A 20552-nucleotide genomic window follows, 5' to 3' on the forward strand; every position below is an offset into this window, starting at 1 on the left:
AAGTCAAAAATCGTTGACAATATTTAAAAAGCCCCAAAACCCCCATGAACAGCACAACTATTTATATAGTTTTATATTTATATAGTTTCCTATATAAATATTTTCCTATTTAAATATTTATATAGACATATAGTTTTATATACTCCTATTTCTCTATAAATCTAGGTTTATATTTCCCTATGATAATATAAATGCTCAACACTATTGCTCATAACTATTTCCCATTTTCCTTCTATATGCTCAATTTTGTGCATTCCAGTAGTAGATGCTTTAGATAGTTTAGGTGACTTATTTGTCCACTTTATATTATTTAATATATAGTATAAAACATTTATTACTCCACCATGAGTAAGAATCATTACATCATCCTCTTCCATTCCTGTTGAAATATTGTTGCAAAGCTCTAGAAAAGCACTTTGTATTCTATTGTAAAACTCACTAGGGCTTTCCCCATTTGGATATCTCTCACTCATCTCTAGTGTATTAAAAAAGAGTCCAGGATATTTTATTAATGCATCCTTGTTATCCATTCCTGCCAGAACTCCATTATTTATTTCTCTCCAATCACTACAATACTTCACTGGTATATTTAATTTACTTTCAATCTCCTTAGCTGTTTCAACAGCTCGTCTTAAATCACTGCTTATAATTTTATTAATACTGTACTTTTCTTTCTTATCACTTAAATAATTTGATAATAATTTGGCTTGTTCCATGCCCTCCTCTATTAAACCCAAATCACTCCATCCACCTCTATAATTTTCATTGTCCATACCATGTCTAACTATATATATAGCCAATTTACCACTCACTCCTTCCTAGTAACCGAATAAACTATAACTACCATTTACCCTAAAATACTATTACATTAATCAACTATAGAGCCTAATTATTACAATTGCATACTTCTATAATAAATTTATAGTTACAATTTGTAAACTATTTTATTTATTGTAATACAATCCTTATCCAGGTATGTAACAACTCTTCACTCCCTCTTTAAATTAGATTGAAGTATTAGAGATGGTATTAAACGCGTAAAAATATATAAAAAAGTACCTATAAGCTAAACACTTTTTATGTATCTAGCCTATAAGTACTTTTATTCCATTAGTATTTTTATAATGAACTTTATAGAATTTTAAATTTTACCCTTTGCTTTTGTTTCTACTTTTTTTGCTGCTATTAAGAAAATTACCATTGCTACAATTGCACTTACAATTCCTATTAGATATGAAATACTTTGAGAAAGCTTAAAGCCTTCTGGTGCAATTAAAATGTAAGATGTACATACTGCTGTCATGAATGTAGCTGGTATAGTAGCAATCCAGTGTTTTTTACCTTTAGTAACTAAGTACATGCCTGATGTCCATAATACTATTGTAGCTAAAGTTTGGTTAGACCATCCAAAATATCTCCATACTATTCCAAAATCCATCTTAGTTAATATAAAGCCTACTACAAATAAAGGAATACTAATTATAAATCTATTTTTAATAGGTCCTTGATCAAGTTTAAATGAATCAGCTATAGTTAATCTTGCACTTCTAAATGCTGTATCCCCAGAAGTTATAGGACATGCTACAACTCCAAGTATAGCTAGTAATCCACCTACTCTTCCAAGTAAGCTTCCGCAAATTTCGTTTACTACCCAAGCTGCTGTATGACCTTCCATTGCCATAGTAGCATTTAACTCTGCTACTCCACCAAAGAAGCTCATTGCTGCTGCAGCCCAAATTAAAGCAACTACACCTTCTGCTATCATTGAACCATAGAATATTTTTCTACCTTGCTTTTCACTAGTTATACATCTTGCCATTAAAGGTGATTGTGTTGCATGGAACCCTGAAATAGCTCCACAAGCAATAGTTATAAATAACATTGGGAATATTGGATTTTTATCTGGGTTTGAATGCATATTAATCAAATTAGCAGGTATTATTTCTGGTATATCAAATCCACCAAAAATTAATGCACCACCAACTCCAATGGCCATAACTAATAAACAAATTCCAAAAATAGGGTATATTTTCCCAATAAGTTTATCTATAGGAACCATTGTTGCAATTAAGTAATAAGCAAATATAATATATATTAATACTGTAATGTTCAATCCTGTTAATCCTTTTAATATACTTGCTGGTCCCGTTACAAATACAACTCCTACAAGAACTAAAAGTATTACTGAGAATACTCTCATAAAGTTTTTGAAGCCTTTTCCAAGATATTGACCCACAACTTCAGGAATACTTGTCCCATCATGCCTTACTGAAAGCATACCAGAAAAATAATCGTGAACTCCACCTGCAAATATACATCCAAATACAATCCACAAAAATGCTGATGGACCCCACATTGCACCTGCAATTGCACCAAAAATAGGTCCTAAACCTGCTATGTTAAGAAATTGAATTAAGAAAATTTTGTATGCAGGCATTTTAACAAAGTCTACACCATCCTCTAGCCTTACAGCAGGAGTTTGAATTTTTTCATCTGCTCCAAAAGCCTTTTCCACAATTGCACCATAAATAAAATAACCTATAATAAGAGCAATAATCGCTAAAATAAATGATACCATTTGGACCCCTCCTAATTAATTATTTGTTAACAAAATTATAATATGTTTTTTAGGAGTTTATACGGTTTCATACATGAAAAAACAAAAAAAGCACATCAAGTGCTTTTATATGCCCATTATATGCTTAAACTCACCTATATTATTTCTACTTACGGGTATATCAACTTTCTCACCTTGTAATTTTAACATAAAGGTGTTGTTAAACCACGGAACTATCTCTGTAATTTTATCAGTATTAATAATATAAGATCTATGACTTCTATAAAAGAGTTCTTTGGGAAGTTTTTTATAAAATTCTGAAATACTACAGTTTACATTATATTGTACTCCATTAATATAAATTAAAGTTTCTCGTTCCTTTGCTTCACAATAGGAAATATCCATTATATTTTTTACAATCATCTTATTATCTTTCCAAAGGGTTATTTTATTATTTATACTCTTTTTATCTGAAAGTTTATCAATTTTCTTTAATGTACTAACTATTCGTTCTTCTGAATAAGGCTTTAATATGTAGTCGTAAGCTTGAATTTCAAAGGCATCTACAGCATAATCTTTATGGGCAGTAATAAAAATTACAAGGGATTGTTTTGGAAAGTGATTAATAATTTTACATAATGCAATACCATCTAACTTTGGCATATTAATATCAAGAAAAATAATATCTGGTTTATTTTCTTCAATATATTCTAATGCCTTAATAGAATCATCAAATTCACTAATGATTTTAATATTACTGAAATTGTTTATAAAATATTTTAATTCTTCTCTTGAAGGAGATTCATCATCAACAATAATACAGTTCATACAATCACTCCCTTATCTTACTCACATTAAAACTGATTCTAGTACCACCTTGCAAACTTTCTATCTTTAATCCTTCACCATAAATGTATTTTAATCTATTATGAACATTCGATATGCCTATTTTATTTTCCTCCATTTTACCTTCGTAGACTTTTTCTATAATATCTTTTGAAATTCCAATTCCATCATCTTCAATTGTTATCATAATGTTGTCCTTGGAAACTTTTTTGATTTCAATAGTAACTGTTCCTTCGCCTTTACCTTTTAAGATGCCATGTTTTATAGAATTTTCAACTATTGGCTGAATGATAAGACTTGGAATCTTAACATCTAAATCATCTTCAATGTTATAAACTACATGAAGTTTTTCTCCAAATCTTGCTTTTTCTATTTCTACATACGCTTTAACCTGCTCTAGTTCCTTATAAATATCTACATGGTTTTCCCCTATATCTAAATTATACCTTAAGTAGGTAGATAAATTAATAATTAATTCTCTTGCTTTATTAGGATTAAATCTAATAAAGGAAATTATTGTATTTAGTGCATTAAATAAAAAATGAGGATTTATCTGAGATTGCAACGCCTTTATTTCAGCCCTATTTGCCATATTTTTCAGTTCTCCAAGCTTACTTATTTCTAGCTGGGTAGAAATAAGTTGGGATAAGCCTACAGCTAAATTTATATTTCTAAAGGAAATGGCATTATCAGTGCAATAATATATTTTTAATGTACCTATTACTTCATCCCCTTCTTTTAAAGGAGCAATAATTGCAGATTTCAAGCTACAATTTACATTAGGACACTCAATCTGATTTGCATTTGTTAGATAAAGTAAATTACCTCCTCTAATAACCTTTTTTGTAGCCTCTGTTATAATCTTTTGACCCTTTATATGGTGGTCAGCTCCTACTCCTACGTGAGCTAATATATTTTCTTTATTTGTTATAGATACTGCATCTGCATTAATTGATTCCCTTATTATTCCGCATATCTGTTCTAAGGAATTTTCATTCATTTCTCTAAAATAAGGTAAGGTTTTATTTGCAATCTCTAAAGCGATTTGTGCTTGTTTTGCTGCAATTTCTTCCTTTTCTTTAAGTATTTTTTGAATTATCAATATTAGAATTGCAATTCCAATAGCATTAGCAAAACTCATAGGAAAATATATGCTCTTTACAATGGTTAAGGCATTGCTAAAGGGATGTGCCATTGTAAGTATTAAAATCATTTCTAAAATTTCAATTAAAAGTCCTCCAAATAACCCGTAAAACCACTTGTTATTTTCATTTGATTTACTATATATTAAACCTGCAACTATTCCCGAAATTATAGTAGTTATTGTACAAGGTATTGATGTAATTCCTCCAATATCTACAAGCAATCTATGAACTCCAGCTATAATACCTGCCATTGTCCCTACAAAAGGTCCGCATAGTATTCCCCCAGTCATTACACCAATAATTCTTGTATTAGCAATGGCTCCATTAACCTCTGTTCCTGTGTAGGTTCCCAAAATTCCAAAGGCTCCAAAAATTATTGAAAGCACAATTAGATCTTTCTTTTTAAATTTGTCCTTTTGTACTATTTTCTTAAAGCTCCCTAGTCTTGAAACAAAGAAAGCAATAAGGATTACATACCCTAAATTATTCGTAAGATTTCTTAGTAATTCTACCATTAAAATTAACTCCATTTCACTAAATGCATATTTTAAAAACATATATCGAATATTTTACCAGTTGTTTTTATATCTAAATAAGCTTCTATAAATATTATATATAAAATTCTAAAATATATAAACAAAGTTATTAATACTTGTGGTATTAAATAAGAATGAGCACCCCTAGGAGTGCTCATTCTTAACTTAATAAATTGTAATATAATTAATCTATTATAATAATTCAAAAGTTCCTTTTAAATCATTATATATCTTCTTATAAATCTCATAATATCTTTTATATACTAGGGAATTTTCTTCCTTTGAAAATTGTACACTATTTTCAGAAATTGCTATGCTACAAGCCTCATGTATATCCTTATATACGCCGGTTCCAACTCCTGCAAGCAATGCTACCCCTAGGGCTGGTCCTTCTGATGATTTATTTGTAGATACTTTACAGTTAAACATATCTGCTAATATTTGACGCCATAGTTCACTTTTTCCGCCTCCACCTGACACCATCACATTAGTAGGATTCATTCCTGTGTCTTTAATGATTTCCATGCAATCTAAAAGTGAATAGGATACTCCTTCAATTACAGCTCTTAGCATTTCATTTTTTGTATGAGCAGCTGAAAGTCCAAAAAATACACCCTTTGCCTTGGGATTTAAATGTGGTGTACGTTCTCCCATGAGATATGGAAGATATATTACTCCCCTCGAACCTGCAGGCACTTTCTCTGCTTCTTTAGTCATAAGTACATATGGATCAATTCCCATACCTTTTGCTACTTCAATTTCATTAGTACAAAAATTATCCCTAAACCATTTTAAAGAAAGTCCTGCACCTTGGGTTACTCCCATCATATGCCATGCACCTGGCACTGCATGACAAAAGGTGTGTACTCTTCCTTTCTCATCAATTATAGGTTCATCTAAATGTGCAAATACTACTCCTGAAGTACCTATAGTCGAAGATATCTGTCCACTTTTTATAATGCCATTTCCTATTGCACCAGCTGCCTGATCTCCTGCTCCACCTACTACAGGTGTGTTCTCTTTAAGACCAGTAACCTCCGCTGCTTTTTTATGAACTTTTCCACTGACTACAATTGATTCATGTACATCCCCTAAATACTCTATAGGAATATCTAAAGCATTAAGGACTTCCTTAGACCAGCACCTATTTTTAATATCTAAAAGCTGCATTCCTGAAGCATCAGATACCTCCGTAGCAAATTCACCTGTAAGCATATATCTTATATAATCCTTAGGCAATAATATTTTCCTACATTTTTCATATATTTCAGGTTCATTATTTCTAACCCAAAGTATTTTAGACGCTGTAAATCCTGTTAGAGCAGGATTTGCTGTAATATCTATTAATCTTTTTTCTCCAACTTTTTCTGTAATCTCAACACATTCCTTAGCTGTACGTTGGTCACACCAAATAATAGATTTTCTTAATACATTTCCATCTCCATCTAACATAACTAAACCGTGCATTTGCCCAGATAAGCCAATACCACTAATGTATTCCGGATTTATATTACTATCTTTTATAACCTGATTAATTGTTATACATACTGCCTTCCACCAATCTTGTGGGTCTTGTTCTGCCCAACCAATCTCTGGCTGATATAATGGATATTCTGCTGTAGAAGAGGAAATCGGATTTCCTCCCCTATCAAATAGCACTGTTTTAGTACCTGAGGTTCCAATATCTATGCCTAATAAGTACTTCATCTTCTAGCCACTCCAATCAAAATTATTAAAGCTTAATAACTGCCTTTACTACATCATTCTTATTTTCTATAACATAGTCAAAGGCTTCCTTTGTATCACTAAAATCAAATTCATGGGTAACTATTCCATTAACATCAATTTTCCCATCAGAAATTGCTCCTATAGCAGCTGGATATATGTTTCTATATCTAAATACACTTTTTATTTCAACCTCTTTAGTCATAATTTGCATAAAATCAAACTCAATTATATCCTTTGGTGCAAGTCCTACTAATACAATAGCTCCACCCCTTTTTACTAAGTAAGGTGTCTGCTTTATTGTATGTTCAGATCCTGCTGTTTCAATAACCACATTTGCACCAGCATTGTTTGTAATCTCATTTATTACAGCTAGTACATCTTGATTTTTAGCATTTATAACTTTAGTTGCACCTAATTTTAGGGCATAATCTAATCTCTTATCTATAACATCTACAACAATAACATTTGTAGCACCATATGCCTTACAAGCTAATAAAGTTACTAGACCTATACATCCTGCACCTAAAACTACAACTGTATCCCCTAATTTTACATTTCCTTGTGATACAGCATGTAATCCTACTGCTAAAGGTTCAACTAAAGCACCCTCCTTAGTTGATACATTGTCTGGTAGTTTAAAACACATATTTTCTGGATATGTTATATAATTCATTAAAGAACCATGATATGGTGGTGTTGCTAGAAACTCAACATCTGGGCATAGATTATATTTACCACTTTTACAAAATTCACATTGACCACAAGTTTGACCTGGTTCTAAAGCAACTCTATCTCCAACTTTTAAATTCTTAACTCCAGGGCCTACTTGAACTATTTCTCCAGCACACTCATGACCTAAAATAAAATCTCCATCTACTATGAAGTCTCCTATTCTACCATGCTCATAATAATGTACATCTGAACCACATATTCCTACATATTCTAATTTTATAAGTACTTCTTTATCCTTTGGAGCTGAAACCTCAATATCTCTTGTTTCCATATTATGAGTTCCACACATATATACTGCCTTGTTTATCATCTTTATTCCTCCTAAATTAAGTTCAATTATAGACCTTGCACAAAACTGTACAAGGTCTACATTTTTTATTAGTCTATATTACCTGCTTTTTTATGAATTTCTATAAACTCATCAGCGTTATCCTTTGTGATTAATGGACAATCTACCATTATAGTATCACGCTCTACTTTACCAGTCATAACATCATATGTTAACTTAACAGCTTTTCCTGCAAGCTCGTAAGCACTTTGAAGAGTAGTTGATGTCATTTCACCATTTTTTATAGCTAAACAAGCTTCTGCTGTTCCATCAACACCATATGATAATATATTTGTCTTTCCTGCTGCTTTAGCTGCTTCAAGAGCTCCTACACACATGTTATCATTCATAGATATTATTGCATCAATTTCTCCATGAGTTTGAATCCAGTCTTCCATTAATCTCATCGCTTCATCTTTATTCCAATTTGCAATTTGCTCATCTAAGATTTTAACATCTGGTCTCTTTGCAAAGAATTCTTTTTCCCATCCTTCACGCCTCTTATCAGAGTGCATATTACCTGCTGGTCCCATAAGAACTACAACTTTTCCATTTTGAGGGACTTGCTCTAAAGCAAGTTTTGCATTTTTAGCAGCTTGGTCAACTGGGTCTGCATCTACTGCCGCTGCTCTATCATTATCATTAATACGATTGTTTACTGTAATAACCTTAACTCCTTTATCCATAGCTGCCATAGCTGGTGCTACTTGTGCTTCAGAATCAAATGGTTGAAGAAGAATTGCATCATATTTTTTTGTAACCGCATTCTCAATATGAGATGCTATAACTTCATTCTTGCTATCTCCATCAAATATATCTACCTGTACATCCTTATAGTTTGCAGCTACTTCATCCTTTACTGCATTTGCAAGCCAAGCAGCAAAAGAATCTCCTTGTGCTCTTGCAATATATGCAACTTTATAAGTCTTTTCGCCTTCTGCAGCTGGTTCCTCCTTTGAAGTATTAGTACATCCCACAGTAAGTGATAATGCTAGTAACGATGACATGGCTAAAGCTAATATTTTCTTTGTTTTCATATCATTTTCTCCCCCTAATAATATTATTTTTATTATATTTTGATTTTTAATTAACTTGATTTAGTTTAAACAGAACTTCCTTTGGTTTTCACTAGAGTTTTGTCTTTTGTTTTATCGGTAATACTACCTAGTTTTTTACTTTCTCTTTTGTTCTTAGATTTTATATCGTAAATTACTGCAAATGCAATAATTACTCCCTTTACTACTTGTTGCATATAAGATTGTATTCCTACTAGGTTCATTATATTGTTTAAGAATCCCATAATGAATGCTCCTGCAAGGGTTCCACCTGCAGTTCCTATTCCCCCAGTAAAGCTTGTTCCACCAATTATTGCAGCGGTCATTCCTTCAAATTCTGCTCCTATACCAGCATTAGGAAGTCCAGCATTAACACGAGACATAAATAACACACCTGCGATTCCAACAAATATACCATTTATAAGATAAGCCTTCATCTTAGTTTTATTTACATCTATTCCTGAAGCTCTTGAAGCCTCTTCACTACCACCTACTGCATAAACACATCTACCTAGCTTTGTATGTTTTAGGATGTACCAAGTTAAAAGAGTAATTCCAGTCATGAATATTACAGGAATAGGAATAAATCCTATAGAGTTTTGTCCTAGTACAATAAAGTCTCCTATTTGATAAATATTTTGACCATTTGTAAATAATAAGGCTGCTCCTCTTGCTACAGTTTGCATAGCTAATGTGGCAATAAATGGAGGTGCTTTAAACTTAGTTACCATTATCCCATTGATAAAGTTACATATAACACCTACAAGTACTCCAACTAGCACTGCTATTTCCAAAGAACCTGTAGCCTTAAAGGCTGCAACAGAAAGCAGACCTGATAAAGCCAGAACTGAACCTGCTGATAAATCTATAAGTCCACATATAATTAAAATTGTTTCACCAAAAGCAATAATAGTGGTTATTGATATTTGTCTTGATATATTGGTTAAGTTTTCTCCTGATAAAAATACAGGACTGATTAAAGAACATGCCATAAACATAGCAAGTAATACAACGTAAATACTATATTTACTTGAGGTTTTTGACCATTTATGTCTAATATCTATCATCTTCATCCTTCTATTCCCCCCTTGTAGCTAACTTCATAATAGCTTCTTGTGTAGCCTTTTCTCTATCTATTTCTCCAGTAATTTTTCCAGATGCCATAACATAGATTCTATCGCACATACCTATGAGCTCTGGTAATTCAGAACTTATTATTATTACTGCTCTATTTTCTTTTGCAAGTTCTGTAATAAGTTTATATATTTCGTACTTTGCTCCTACATCGATTCCCCTTGTTGGCTCATCAAGTATAAGAACATCTGGATTTCTAAGCATCCACTTTGCAAATATTACCTTCTGTTGATTTCCTCCACTTAGAGAATCAATAGAGGTTTCTAAATTAGGACATTTTACCTTCATTCTTTCACATATATTTGATACACTACTAATCTCTTTTTTACTATGTAGATGACCCTTATAAAAGAATTTCTCTAAATTAGATATGGATACATTTTCAGTTATACTTCTAATTCCTACTATTCCATATCTCTTACGATCTTCTGATAGCATAACTATTCCATTGTTAATACTATCCTTTACATTTTTTATTTTTACTTCCTTACCCTTAACTTTAATCTCACCTGATAGGTATGGGTCTAGTCCAAATATTGTTCTAGCCACTTCACTTCTACCTGCTCCCATAAGACCTGCAAAACCTACAATTTCTCCTCTTTTCACATGGAAATTAATATCCTCAAAGTGTTTTCCATCAGTTAGCTCTTTAACCTCTAACATGGTTTCTCCGATTTTAATATCCTCCTTAGGATATGCATTGGTAATTTTACGGCCTACCATAAGAGAAATAACCTTGTCTATATCTAACTCACTAGCTGGCTTAGTATCAATAACGACACCATCTCTTATAACTGTTATCTCATCAGCTATTTTAAAGATTTCTTCCATCTTATGAGATATGTATATTATACTTACACCCTTACTTTTTAATTCAGCAATCTTATCAAAGAGAATTCCTACCTCTTTTCTAGTAATTGCAGATGTAGGTTCATCCATGATAATAACCTGTGAATTATAAGACATAGCCTTTAGTATCTCTAGCATTTGTATATCTGATACTGTAAGATCTTTAAATTGTGTTGTTGGCGAATAGGGTAAATTTTCTTGTTTTAAAAGTTCTTCTGTATCTTTTCTAATCTTCTTCCAATTAATTTTTCCTAATTTATTTACAGGCTCTCTTCCTAAAAATATACTTTCTTCAATAGTAATCTCAGGTATATAATTTAGCTCTTGAAATATCATAGATATACCATGCTTACGAGCTTCAATAGGATTCTGTATCTTAACTTCTTTTCCATCTATATGAATACTTCCACCATCAGGCTGATATATACCATTTATTATCTTCATAAGTGTAGACTTACCAGCTCCATTTTCTCCACAAAGCACATGAACCGTTCCCTTTTTAACAGAAAAACTTACATTTGCTAAGGCAGTTACTCCTGGGAAAAATTTCTGTATACCTTTTAATTCTAGCTTTGGTATATTGCTCTCCACCTTTATCCCCCCTTGTAAACTTTTAATTTCATTCTATGGCATAATTATAATAAAAAAATAATTAACCTATAATGGAAAATAACCTTAGTTTTGTGTAAATTATTCTCGCCTAATTTTTCACAAAGTTCTTTGTGTAATATATTAATATTTTTGTGTAATATATTAATATATTTGTGCAACATAATTATATATATTTCTACATTTTTTTCATTAATCTTAATTTTATATAAAAAAAATACTACTTAACATAGTTAAATAGTATTAATGTGCTACACTTTATCTATTTTTGTATGGTATCTTTATATTGACCTACAGTTAATCCTGTTACTTTTTTAAAAGTCTTATAAAAATACTGTTGATCTGTAAATCCAACCCTTTGGTAGATAACCTTCATGCTATCTTCACCTTTATTAATCATTTCCTTCGCTTTTTCTATACGCAGATTAATAATATAAGAAGAAATATTTATTCCTGTCTCTTTTTTAAATAAAAATGATAGGTATTGTTTAGATAGATTAATATGTGTAGCGATATCTTCTAGGGTAACTTTACTTGAATAATTTTTTTCAATGTACTCCACAACTTTATTTATAATATATTTAGAATTCTGATCATCCCTTATTCTTAGAACTAACTGACATATCTCCTCTAAAAATTTACACATTAGTTTTGATATAAACATAATTCTTGTAGAATCCATAATTTTATTGTAATACCCCTGATATAAGGTATCATAATCATTACCTTGAAAATATTCTTCATACTTTTCTAATATACTAACAATAATATTACAATACATAAGCTTACATGTTAACTCTGATATTTTACAACAATTTATTTTCTTCTCTATACTCTCTATATGACTTTTTCCACCCTCTAGATTTCCTTCTTCTATAAAGTTTATAAGAATACTCTTAGATTGTTTTTCGAACTTCAGCATATTTATATCCTTCAATTCTTTATTTTCTCTAGTTTCTACTACAGAACCCAAAGGCAAATAGAATATATCTTTTGTTTTTTCTATATATTCCTTAAAATAATTTGGAAATTCTCTAAGCTCACTAAACATAGGTGTATATATTGCATCTAGCTTAATATTAAAATATTGCATTACAGTGGTCTTTATATATTTAATTACCTCTTGTACTTCGCCATATTTAATATCTTCCTTGGATATAAAATATATAAGTCCATCCTCCTTTTCCTTCAAAAGACATTGTATTTTTTCTTTAGAAAATATCCACGTTATAAGCTCTATCATAGCATTTTTCACATTTTCATTTTCTCTTTCTTTAATGGATGTAATAATATCATTAGTTTCAGGTAAGAAACCTAAAATAGAATATTTCCCTCCATAAATATTAAAGTCTATCTGTTTAAACCCCTCAAAATCTACTTCATCAAAGGAACTTGAACCATCTATAAGATATTCTATAAGCTGATTTTTACTCTTCATTAAGGTTTCACTAGCCTTATCCTTACCTAGTGCATCCTTATCTATATTATCTAAATTTCTTTTTACCTCTAACATGGTACTTATAAGTTCCTCATCCTCTACCTCTGATTTAAGAATATAATTATTAGCTCCACATTTTAGAGCTTGTCTTACATTTGTAAAATCATCATAGCAAGTTAATACCAGTATTTGAGTTAAGCTATCTTCTTTTCTTACTTCTTCAGTTAACCATAAACCATCCTTCTTAGGCATTTTTATATCTGTTATAATTACATCTGGGTTATATAGCTTATACATCTCATAGGCCTTTTCACCATTTGGAGCCTCACCTATAACTGTAAAACCTATGCTATTCCAATCTATTGTGGATTTTAATCCTACTCTTACAAGAACCTCATCATCTACAATTAAAACCTTATAAACTTTCATCACCCTCTTTATCTACTAAAAAGTCACCAGTAGGGTTCCTCATTATACCCCTAGGAATCGTCACCTTAACATAGGTACCCATTTCACTTCTATTTCCTATCTTAATTCCATATTCTTCACCACAATAAAGCTTTATTCTTTCATTAACATTGTTTAATCCAACTTTACTAAATTTATTTACATCCTTTTCTTTAGTAAAGATTTTTTCTAAATCCTCTTCACTGATACCAGGTCCATTATCTTCTATAAGAATAATTAAGTTTTCACCTTCTATATATGCATTTATAGATATTTCCAATGGTTCCTCTTCTTCATCTTCCTTAATTCCATATATCAAAGAATTCTCTACAATGGGCTGTAAAATTAATTTCGGTATTGAGCAATTAAGGCAGTCTTCATGAATATTATAAATAATGTTAACTTTTTCATTGAATCTTAGATTTTGTATTTTAATATAGTTCTTAACGTAGTCTATCTCATCCTCTAGAGTAATCATTTCCTTTCCTAAGTTTATACTTACCCTTAGAAGTTTTATCAGGGAAGTTACTGCATTACTTACAGATTTATCCCCTTGTATCTTTGCCATCCACTTTATAGTATTTAATGTATTATACAGGAAGTGTGGATTAATCTGAGCATGCAATGTCTCAAGTTCTAACTCTTTTTTTATTCTTTCTTCTTCTACTAACTTATCAACAACTTCATTCATCTTCCCTATCATATTATTAAAGCTGTTTCCAAGTTCCCCTAACTCGTCAATTCTATCTATATTTATGCGCACATGTAAATCTCCATCTTCAGCCTTCTTCATCATATTTCTCATACTCACCATGGGTTTTGAAATTTGAGACGAAAAGAATAAACAAATTATTATAGTTATAACTACATAAATTATTACACCTATTAACATATATCGTTGCATATTTGTAATTTCTTTGTATAGATACTCTTTAGTTACTATCTTTACAATCTTCCAATCTGTTGATGTAATATTAGAGTATATACATACCTTTTCAACATTATCATCAGTAAACGCTATTGAACCCATATCTATTTTAGCTGATAGAACTTCTTTTGCATAATTTTTTTCTTTTATATTCTTTCCTATAATTTCTTTATTAGGATGGCTAATTATTTGACCCTTTTCATTACAAATAAATAATTCACTATTCTCCTCTGTAATTAGACTTTTATAAGAATCCTCTAATATTGTTTCATCTACATCAATAAATATTGTTCCCATATCCTTTAAGCTATTTAAGTCTATTATCTTTCTTCCTAAAGAAAAATAATTCTTAGGAATTTCTCCCGACAATATCTTAACTCTAACAGGAACTGTATCAAACCAAACTAACTCACCATGAGTCTTATTGATATTATTAATATCAATTCCCTGTTTAACATAGGTTTTGCTAGCCCCTACATTATAAATATTATGTTTAGTTGTAAGGTATATACTTTCCACCTCTTCATTTGTAGTACAAAAATTTCTCAGTATATTATTTAGTTCCTCATGACTTTCAGTTGATGAGCCTTTCAAACCTTCAATAAAATCTCTATTAGTAATAACCATGTCTGACAGGTCAGCAATGCTATCAATTATAAAATCAATATTGCTTCCTGCCTCATATACAGATTGTTTTGCAGATTCACTATACTTTGTAGTAATAATTGATTTCATAACATTGTTATAAATAATATATATAAATCCAATAGGTATAAATATTAATAGAATAAAAATAACTAGCAATTTGTTTTTAAAGCTCTTTCTAATCCATGAAGTTCTCATTTTATACCCGCTCTTCATTGTAGTAAACTCAACTCTTTAAAAATTTTATCTGCTACTACCTTAGGATCTAAATCATTCTTAACCATATCTCTTACATTATTAATAATTATTTGCTCTACAAAATAGAAATTACTAATCTTAGATCTAAAATATACATTATCCTCTTTCCAGACCTCTAACAGTGCAGGTAAGTGGTTTAAATTACTTATTTCATTTGTATCACTTTTTACATTTTCTATAATGTCTTGTACATCCTTGCTATTATATACAGATTTTCTCGGTGGCATGCTTCCACCTTCTGGTTCCCATAAAACCATACTTTGAGTCTGAGGTGCAGTTGCCCAAACTATAAATAACCAGGCAGCCTTCTTTTCAATTTCTGAAGCATTACTATTAATTCCTATTCCTGCTCCTCCATATATATTGGCACTTCTCACATTTCCATATGGCAAGATGCTATAACCAACCTTACCTGCCACTTTAGATAAATTAGGATTTTCTACTACAGCTCCATTTTCATCCCAATTTGCCATCATTGCAATTTCACCATTCTTAAAAGCTTCCGCAGTATCCGTCCAATTCCAATTAATACTATCTGGTGCACCCACTTCTATCATCTGCTTGTACATACTTAATCCATCTTCAAGGTTATGATTTTTAACTGAAACCATTTTGGGTTTTTCTACTCCTAATGTATTAACATAGGGATCATCAAAATAATCCCCTCCATAGGATTCAAGGACATTAGAAAAATCGCAATATACTGAATTATGTAATTGAGCCATTTGTGCACTTCCATATTTAACTTCTTCATCCGGAACATTTTCATCAATCCATTTTGAAACAATACAATACCTTTCCCAAGTAAAATCTTTCTGTCCTGGAGTCCAATCAAATCCATTTTCAGCCATAAACTGTTCTCTATACTTTTCGAAAATATCCTTTCTATAGAAGAAAATCATGGTTGTAGTATCAAACGGTATAGCACATAACTTAGTTTTATCTCCAAAGTAGGATAGAATATTTACCTGATCATCAAAAAAATCCTCCATACCTCCTGGTATATGAGGCATTCTAGGATCATTATTATATAAATTTAAATCCTCTAGATTATTATGAAACCTGTTAAGAGTTTGATATGGATCTACATAAACAAGTTGAAACTTTGCTCTCTCAGATATAAAATCGTTATTTATCTTATTTATCATTGTACTATAATCCATTGGTCTAATGTTTACTCTAATACCAGTTTTTTCAGTAAAATTTCTACACTCCCTAGAAAGAATATTAGCATTTATATTATTTTCTACTACAAAATTAAGGGTAGTACCTTGAAATTCCCTCCATTGAAATCCCTCTGGTGTTTCTATATTGGGTAATTCATCATCCCATGGATAAAAAGGCCCTTTAATTTTATTACTAATTAATTCATCATCTTTAGACTTAGCCATTATTATGTTTTCGCTATAAGTAGTTAAACAAAGCATCATTACAGCCATAATTACAATAAAAATATAAATTATTTTACTCCTAATAATAATCACCTTCCTCCTTTGTTTTCATATAAAATTCTATTCCATTTAGCTACATTATACATAATAATTCTACATATTTAAATGATTAAATCACTATTTTTTCATTAAAATGCTACTCTATTAAAAAATATTTAAAAAAGAACCCTCAAAATGAGAGTTCTTCAATAAACTTATTTTTCTTTTAATGTTTCTGGTAATAATTCTTCAATCTTGTTTACAGGTATACCATTTCTGAATTTAACATCCATTCCACAAACTACAGCATAAAATCTAGCATATACCTGTTGAATTTCTTCAACTTCTGGTGAATCTGTTCGATATGAAAAATATAAATTAGTTAATTCAATGGCAACATCATATTCATTCCTTTGTATTGGTGTTGATTTCAACTTCATGTCTTCTTCCATCTAATCACCCCCTAATATCATTTTACATTAAATACCATGACAATGCAACTAAGAATACTTTATGATGAATCTCAAAGTAAAGTTTATAAAAGTTAAAGCCGCTACTTAAAAACTTAAGTAACGGCTATTTAATAAATATATTACACTTTTATATTCATGTATTATTACTTTAAAAGTGCATTAGCTATTAACTTATCCAATTTACGTATATCTACTCCCTTTTGCAGATTTACTTTGATTTGACCCGCTCTAGTCCATAATTCAACTTCTGCACTAAGATCAAAAAGCTTCCCTGCATTTTCAGTAGACCACATGTTTATAGAAGAATATGGTAAAGAATAAACCTCTACTTTCTTGCCTGTAAGTCCTTGTGCATCTCTTACAATTAGTCTTTTATTGGTAAAAATTGCACTATCTCGAAATGTTTTATAAGCAGCAATCGCTACTTCTCCTTCAACCAATAAATCATTAACGTCATTTGGAATTGGACATTCAGATACTAGTGTCCATGTTAATATACCTTGTGTTTCTGCCATTTCATTTACCTCCTATAGTAAATTCTTGTATCTATTTACTATTCTGCATTTATCTAAAAAAACCTTCTTCAATAAATGATTTTTTTAAAGATCCACAGATAGGACAATTCTGAAGTGAAAGAGGTATTTCTAATCCACAGTCATTTAGTAAATCCGCATTACTTAAAATATCCACTGTGTTTCCAGCTGCAGCAATTTCTCCTTCCTTTATCACGATAACCCTTTTACATGTATCAAATATCATATCTAAATCATGACTAGTTATTATCTTTGTATGCTGAAAGCCTTTTAATAAATTGATTAATCTTCGTCTTGATTTAGGATCTAAAGATGCTGTTGGTTCATCCATAACTAATACATCCGGTTCCATTGATAGAACCGACGCAATTGCAGCAGCTCGCTTTTCTCCACCTGATAATTTAAAGGGTGCTCTATCTTTCAAGTGAGATATTCCTACTAACTCTAAAGCCTTTGTAACTTTGATTTCAACTTCTTTTTCATCAAAATTATAATTTCGTGGTCCAAAAGCCACATCATCATATACAGTTGTCATAAACAACTGATCATCAGGGTCTTGAAAAACCATTCCTAACCTCTGACGAATCAAGGGTAATGTTTTTTTTGATACATACACATCTCCTATGACCACCTCTCCGTTACTTGGAAATAGAACTCCCATCAAAAGCATTAATAGTGTGGACTTTCCTGCACCATTGGCACCAATAATTCCCACAGATTCACCGTGATGGATTGTGAATGATATATCTTTTACTGCTACATGTCCATCAGGATAGGAAAAATATAAGTTCCTTACCTCAAGTTTATGACAACTCATCTATTTAATCACCCCCGTAATTAATGAACCTATAATCATAGGTATATTATAAATTCTTGCTAAAATGAAAAATATACTCCAACCTGCTAAATACGCAAAATCACTAAAGCTTAATTTTTCAATAGTTCCTGTATTATACTCACCTTCAAATCCTCTCATATTCATAGATTGATACACCCGTTGTGCCCTATCAAATGTCCTAAGTATCAACTGTCCTGCAAAAGAACCCCAAGCATTTCTATGTATGCCCTTTTGTCCAGGCGCCCTAAGGAAATATGCTCTCATCATTCTAGAAACCTCTTCTATAAGCACAGATATATATCTATATGTTAATAATAACTGTAATACAAAGATTTTAGGAACTTTCAGCATACGCAATGCTACAGCCAATTTATCCATTCCTGTAGTTGCAATTAATAAAATACTAACAGTCACCGTTAACCCACATTTTATAAAAATAGATAAAAATATTACCCATCCTCTTGAAATAACAATATCACCTAGAGCCATTGTATGATGATTAAATATAGGGTTTAATATACCAATTCCAATAATAAAAGGTTCTACAAGTAATAGTCTTTTAAGGATTGGAACAGCTGGCAGCTCTGCTAACACAAAAATAACCACAGGATAGAAAATAAAAGACAAAAGACTACTAATTTCATATCTTCCAAATGATACAACTACAGTTAGATAAACAATTGTAGTTAATAACTTTGTAATGGGATGAAGCCTATGTATTGTGGTTTCTTTCCCTGCTAAATCATCTAGAAGTCTCATATTATAAAGAGAATTTATTACTTTTGCCATGTAAAATCAAATCCTTATTGTAGAATTTTACTGGTGGTTTCATTACCACCTAGCTTATTTTTATTATTAAACTTTTCTTTTCTTTTTTTAACTAAGCTGATAACAAATCCTGTGAATGCTGCCAGTGCCAGTGTCAATATTCCACCAACAATACCTGAAACACTTGTTCCAGCACTAACTGCAGGCCATTGCTCTTCAACTTCTAAAGGTGTTTCTTCTTCACTTTCATCTTCCTTTGTCTTAAAACTGTAATCAGGCAAAAACGCTATCTTACTTTGTATTTCTGATAATGTATTATGAATTCCATCTGGTGTTTCAAATTCTGCTGTTCCTGAAGTTTTTTCCATAGCCCATTCCAATCCATCAGGATTTGAAGAGGCAAACCAAGAAAGCGTTCCGCCAACTAAAACTACTCCAATTACCAGGCTAGTAAGTATCTTTTTCATAGATATATTACCAAGAGCTTCTCCTTTAGCTGCCTTTTCTAAAATTTCTGGTCTAGCCTTCCATACAAAAGTAACAATTGCTGATGTAACAAACCCTTCAGCTACTCCAATTGCTAGATGTATTGGTTGCATTAACAATAAAAAGGTTCCAAAAGGCAATTCAGTCTTTCCTGACAAAAGAGTCTGAAGTACAACGCTAAAAGCTCCTATTTGAAGACCAACTATAGTAGATGCCATTGAGGCACCAAAGATCTTCTTAGTTGTAATCCCTTTACGTGTAAACCATTTATAAATTAAAGGGTATGCTATAAAACAAGTATAAAATCCAAGGTTAAATACATTACAACCATAGGCAAGTAACCCACCATCTCCAAAGAACAGTGCTTGAATTAACAAAACAGAAGCCATAGTTAAGAATCCCGCATAGGGTCCTAATAATATTGCAAGTAGTATTCCTCCTCCAATGTGTCCACTAGAACCAGTACCAGGGATTGAAAAATTAATCATTTGTGCAGCAAAAACAAAGGCTCCCATTACCCCCATTAAGGGAATTTTCTTTTCATCCATATCATTCTGTATTTTTTTAATTGAATAAGCTGTAATTCCAGTAGTAGCAGCCAACATAGTTCCTCCCACCACTGGTGAAATCAAAGCATCAGCCATATGCATAATATCCACTCCTTTACAAAATAAAATGCTCCCCAAAGTTAAGCATTTAAAACCATCTATTTTATCTCCTCAGTTGTAAATCGAAACGCAGCCCTTTCGACACCAATCGATACCAATCCTCAGTTGTAAATCGAAATGC

General features: G+C 31.3%; 17 protein-coding genes. All 17 read right to left on the reverse strand.

Annotation, left to right across the window (positions count from 1 at the left end):
- Window positions 1–167: 167 nt before the first annotated feature.
- The 17 genes from B2694_RS03965 to B2694_RS04045 all read right to left on the reverse strand — a co-directional run bounded on the left by B2694_RS03965 (window position 168) and on the right by B2694_RS04045 (window position 20413).
- On the reverse strand, window positions 168–800 hold the full coding sequence (locus tag B2694_RS03965) for a histidine phosphatase family protein (protein WP_346884671.1): 633 nt from the start codon (window positions 798–800) through the stop codon (window positions 168–170).
- 341 nt (window positions 801–1141) lie between these two features.
- Window positions 1142–2578 carry a carbon starvation protein A gene (locus B2694_RS03970; RefSeq protein ID WP_346884672.1) on the reverse strand — a complete coding sequence of 479 codons (1437 nt, stop codon included), beginning with the start codon at window positions 2576–2578 and terminating at the stop codon, window positions 1142–1144.
- Window positions 2579–2683: 105 nt separating this feature from the next.
- Window positions 2684–3385 carry a LytTR family DNA-binding domain-containing protein gene (locus tag B2694_RS03975; RefSeq protein ID WP_346884673.1) on the reverse strand — a complete coding sequence of 234 codons (702 nt, stop codon included), beginning with the start codon at window positions 3383–3385 and terminating at the stop codon, window positions 2684–2686.
- Window positions 3386–3389: 4 nt separating this feature from the next.
- Window positions 3390–5063 (reverse strand): sensor histidine kinase, encoded by a 1674-nt coding sequence (locus tag B2694_RS03980; RefSeq protein WP_346884674.1) that lies wholly within the window; start codon window positions 5061–5063, stop codon window positions 3390–3392.
- Between the two features lie 213 nt (window positions 5064–5276).
- Window positions 5277–6791, reverse strand: a complete 1515-nt coding sequence (xylB, locus tag B2694_RS03985) for a xylulokinase (RefSeq protein ID WP_346884675.1) — start codon at window positions 6789–6791, stop codon at window positions 5277–5279.
- A gap of 25 nt (window positions 6792–6816) precedes the next feature.
- Entirely contained in the window at window positions 6817–7854 is a 1038-nt protein-coding gene (locus B2694_RS03990) for an NAD(P)-dependent alcohol dehydrogenase (protein ID WP_346884676.1), read from the reverse strand.
- Window positions 7855–7922: 68 nt separating this feature from the next.
- Entirely contained in the window at window positions 7923–8909 is a 987-nt protein-coding gene (locus B2694_RS03995; protein WP_346884677.1) for a sugar ABC transporter substrate-binding protein, read from the reverse strand.
- A 65-nt stretch (window positions 8910–8974) separates the two neighbouring features.
- Window positions 8975–9991, reverse strand: coding sequence for an ABC transporter permease (locus B2694_RS04000; RefSeq protein WP_414632291.1), 1017 nt, complete (start codon window positions 9989–9991; stop codon window positions 8975–8977).
- 13 nt (window positions 9992–10004) lie between these two features.
- Window positions 10005–11501: a sugar ABC transporter ATP-binding protein gene (locus B2694_RS04005; RefSeq protein WP_346846418.1), complete on the reverse strand. Its 1497-nt coding sequence runs from the start codon at window positions 11499–11501 to the stop codon at window positions 10005–10007.
- A gap of 280 nt (window positions 11502–11781) precedes the next feature.
- Window positions 11782–13386, reverse strand: coding sequence for a response regulator transcription factor (locus B2694_RS04010; RefSeq protein ID WP_346884678.1), 1605 nt, complete (start codon window positions 13384–13386; stop codon window positions 11782–11784).
- A complete protein-coding gene (locus B2694_RS04015; RefSeq protein ID WP_346884679.1) occupies window positions 13373–15067 on the reverse strand; it encodes a sensor histidine kinase in 1695 nt (564 codons plus the stop codon). Before B2694_RS04015 ends, B2694_RS04010 begins: the two co-directional genes overlap by 14 nt.
- Before the next feature lie 122 nt (window positions 15068–15189).
- Window positions 15190–16719, reverse strand: a complete 1530-nt coding sequence (locus tag B2694_RS04020) for an ABC transporter substrate-binding protein (protein ID WP_346884680.1) — start codon at window positions 16717–16719, stop codon at window positions 15190–15192.
- A gap of 161 nt (window positions 16720–16880) precedes the next feature.
- Window positions 16881–17117: a hypothetical protein gene (locus B2694_RS04025; RefSeq protein ID WP_346884681.1), complete on the reverse strand. Its 237-nt coding sequence runs from the start codon at window positions 17115–17117 to the stop codon at window positions 16881–16883.
- A gap of 164 nt (window positions 17118–17281) precedes the next feature.
- Entirely contained in the window at window positions 17282–17653 is a 372-nt protein-coding gene (locus tag B2694_RS04030; RefSeq protein ID WP_035130653.1) for a PH domain-containing protein, read from the reverse strand.
- Window positions 17654–17702: 49 nt separating this feature from the next.
- Window positions 17703–18488 (reverse strand): ABC transporter ATP-binding protein, encoded by a 786-nt coding sequence (locus B2694_RS04035; RefSeq protein ID WP_346884682.1) that lies wholly within the window; start codon window positions 18486–18488, stop codon window positions 17703–17705.
- A complete protein-coding gene (gene cbiQ / locus B2694_RS04040) occupies window positions 18489–19298 on the reverse strand; it encodes a cobalt ECF transporter T component CbiQ (RefSeq protein WP_346884683.1) in 810 nt (269 codons plus the stop codon). It lies immediately after the preceding gene.
- Window positions 19299–19312: 14 nt separating this feature from the next.
- A complete protein-coding gene (locus tag B2694_RS04045) occupies window positions 19313–20413 on the reverse strand; it encodes an energy-coupling factor ABC transporter permease (RefSeq protein WP_346884684.1) in 1101 nt (366 codons plus the stop codon).
- Window positions 20414–20552 lie beyond the last annotated feature (139 nt).

Origin of the sequence: Clostridium sp. UBA4395, assembly GCF_002390995.1 — a bacterium.
GTDB classification, from domain to species: Bacteria; Bacillota; Clostridia; order Clostridiales; family Clostridiaceae; genus Clostridium_J; species Clostridium_J sulfidigenes.

What these genes read in the sequence shown, in the direction of transcription:
- B2694_RS03970 (WP_346884672.1), bottom strand. Translation starts at nt 2,578, where the DNA reads ATGGTATCATTTATTTTAGCGATTATTGCTCTTATTATAGGTTATTTT.
- B2694_RS03975 (WP_346884673.1), bottom strand. Translation starts at nt 3,385, where the DNA reads ATGAACTGTATTATTGTTGATGATGAATCTCCTTCAAGAGAAGAATTA.
- B2694_RS03980 (WP_346884674.1), bottom strand. Translation starts at nt 5,063, where the DNA reads ATGGTAGAATTACTAAGAAATCTTACGAATAATTTAGGGTATGTAATC.
- xylB (WP_346884675.1), bottom strand. Translation starts at nt 6,791, where the DNA reads ATGAAGTACTTATTAGGCATAGATATTGGAACCTCAGGTACTAAAACA.
- B2694_RS03990 (WP_346884676.1), bottom strand. Translation starts at nt 7,854, where the DNA reads ATGATAAACAAGGCAGTATATATGTGTGGAACTCATAATATGGAAACA.
- B2694_RS03995 (WP_346884677.1), bottom strand. Translation starts at nt 8,909, where the DNA reads ATGAAAACAAAGAAAATATTAGCTTTAGCCATGTCATCGTTACTAGCA.
- B2694_RS04010 (WP_346884678.1), bottom strand. Translation starts at nt 13,386, where the DNA reads ATGAAAGTTTATAAGGTTTTAATTGTAGATGATGAGGTTCTTGTAAGA.
- B2694_RS04015 (WP_346884679.1), bottom strand. Translation starts at nt 15,067, where the DNA reads ATGAAATCAATTATTACTACAAAGTATAGTGAATCTGCAAAACAATCT.
- B2694_RS04025 (WP_346884681.1), bottom strand. Translation starts at nt 17,117, where the DNA reads ATGGAAGAAGACATGAAGTTGAAATCAACACCAATACAAAGGAATGAA.
- B2694_RS04030 (WP_035130653.1), bottom strand. Translation starts at nt 17,653, where the DNA reads ATGGCAGAAACACAAGGTATATTAACATGGACACTAGTATCTGAATGT.
- B2694_RS04035 (WP_346884682.1), bottom strand. Translation starts at nt 18,488, where the DNA reads ATGAGTTGTCATAAACTTGAGGTAAGGAACTTATATTTTTCCTATCCT.
- cbiQ (WP_346884683.1), bottom strand. Translation starts at nt 19,298, where the DNA reads ATGGCAAAAGTAATAAATTCTCTTTATAATATGAGACTTCTAGATGAT.
- B2694_RS04045 (WP_346884684.1), bottom strand. Translation starts at nt 20,413, where the DNA reads ATGCATATGGCTGATGCTTTGATTTCACCAGTGGTGGGAGGAACTATG.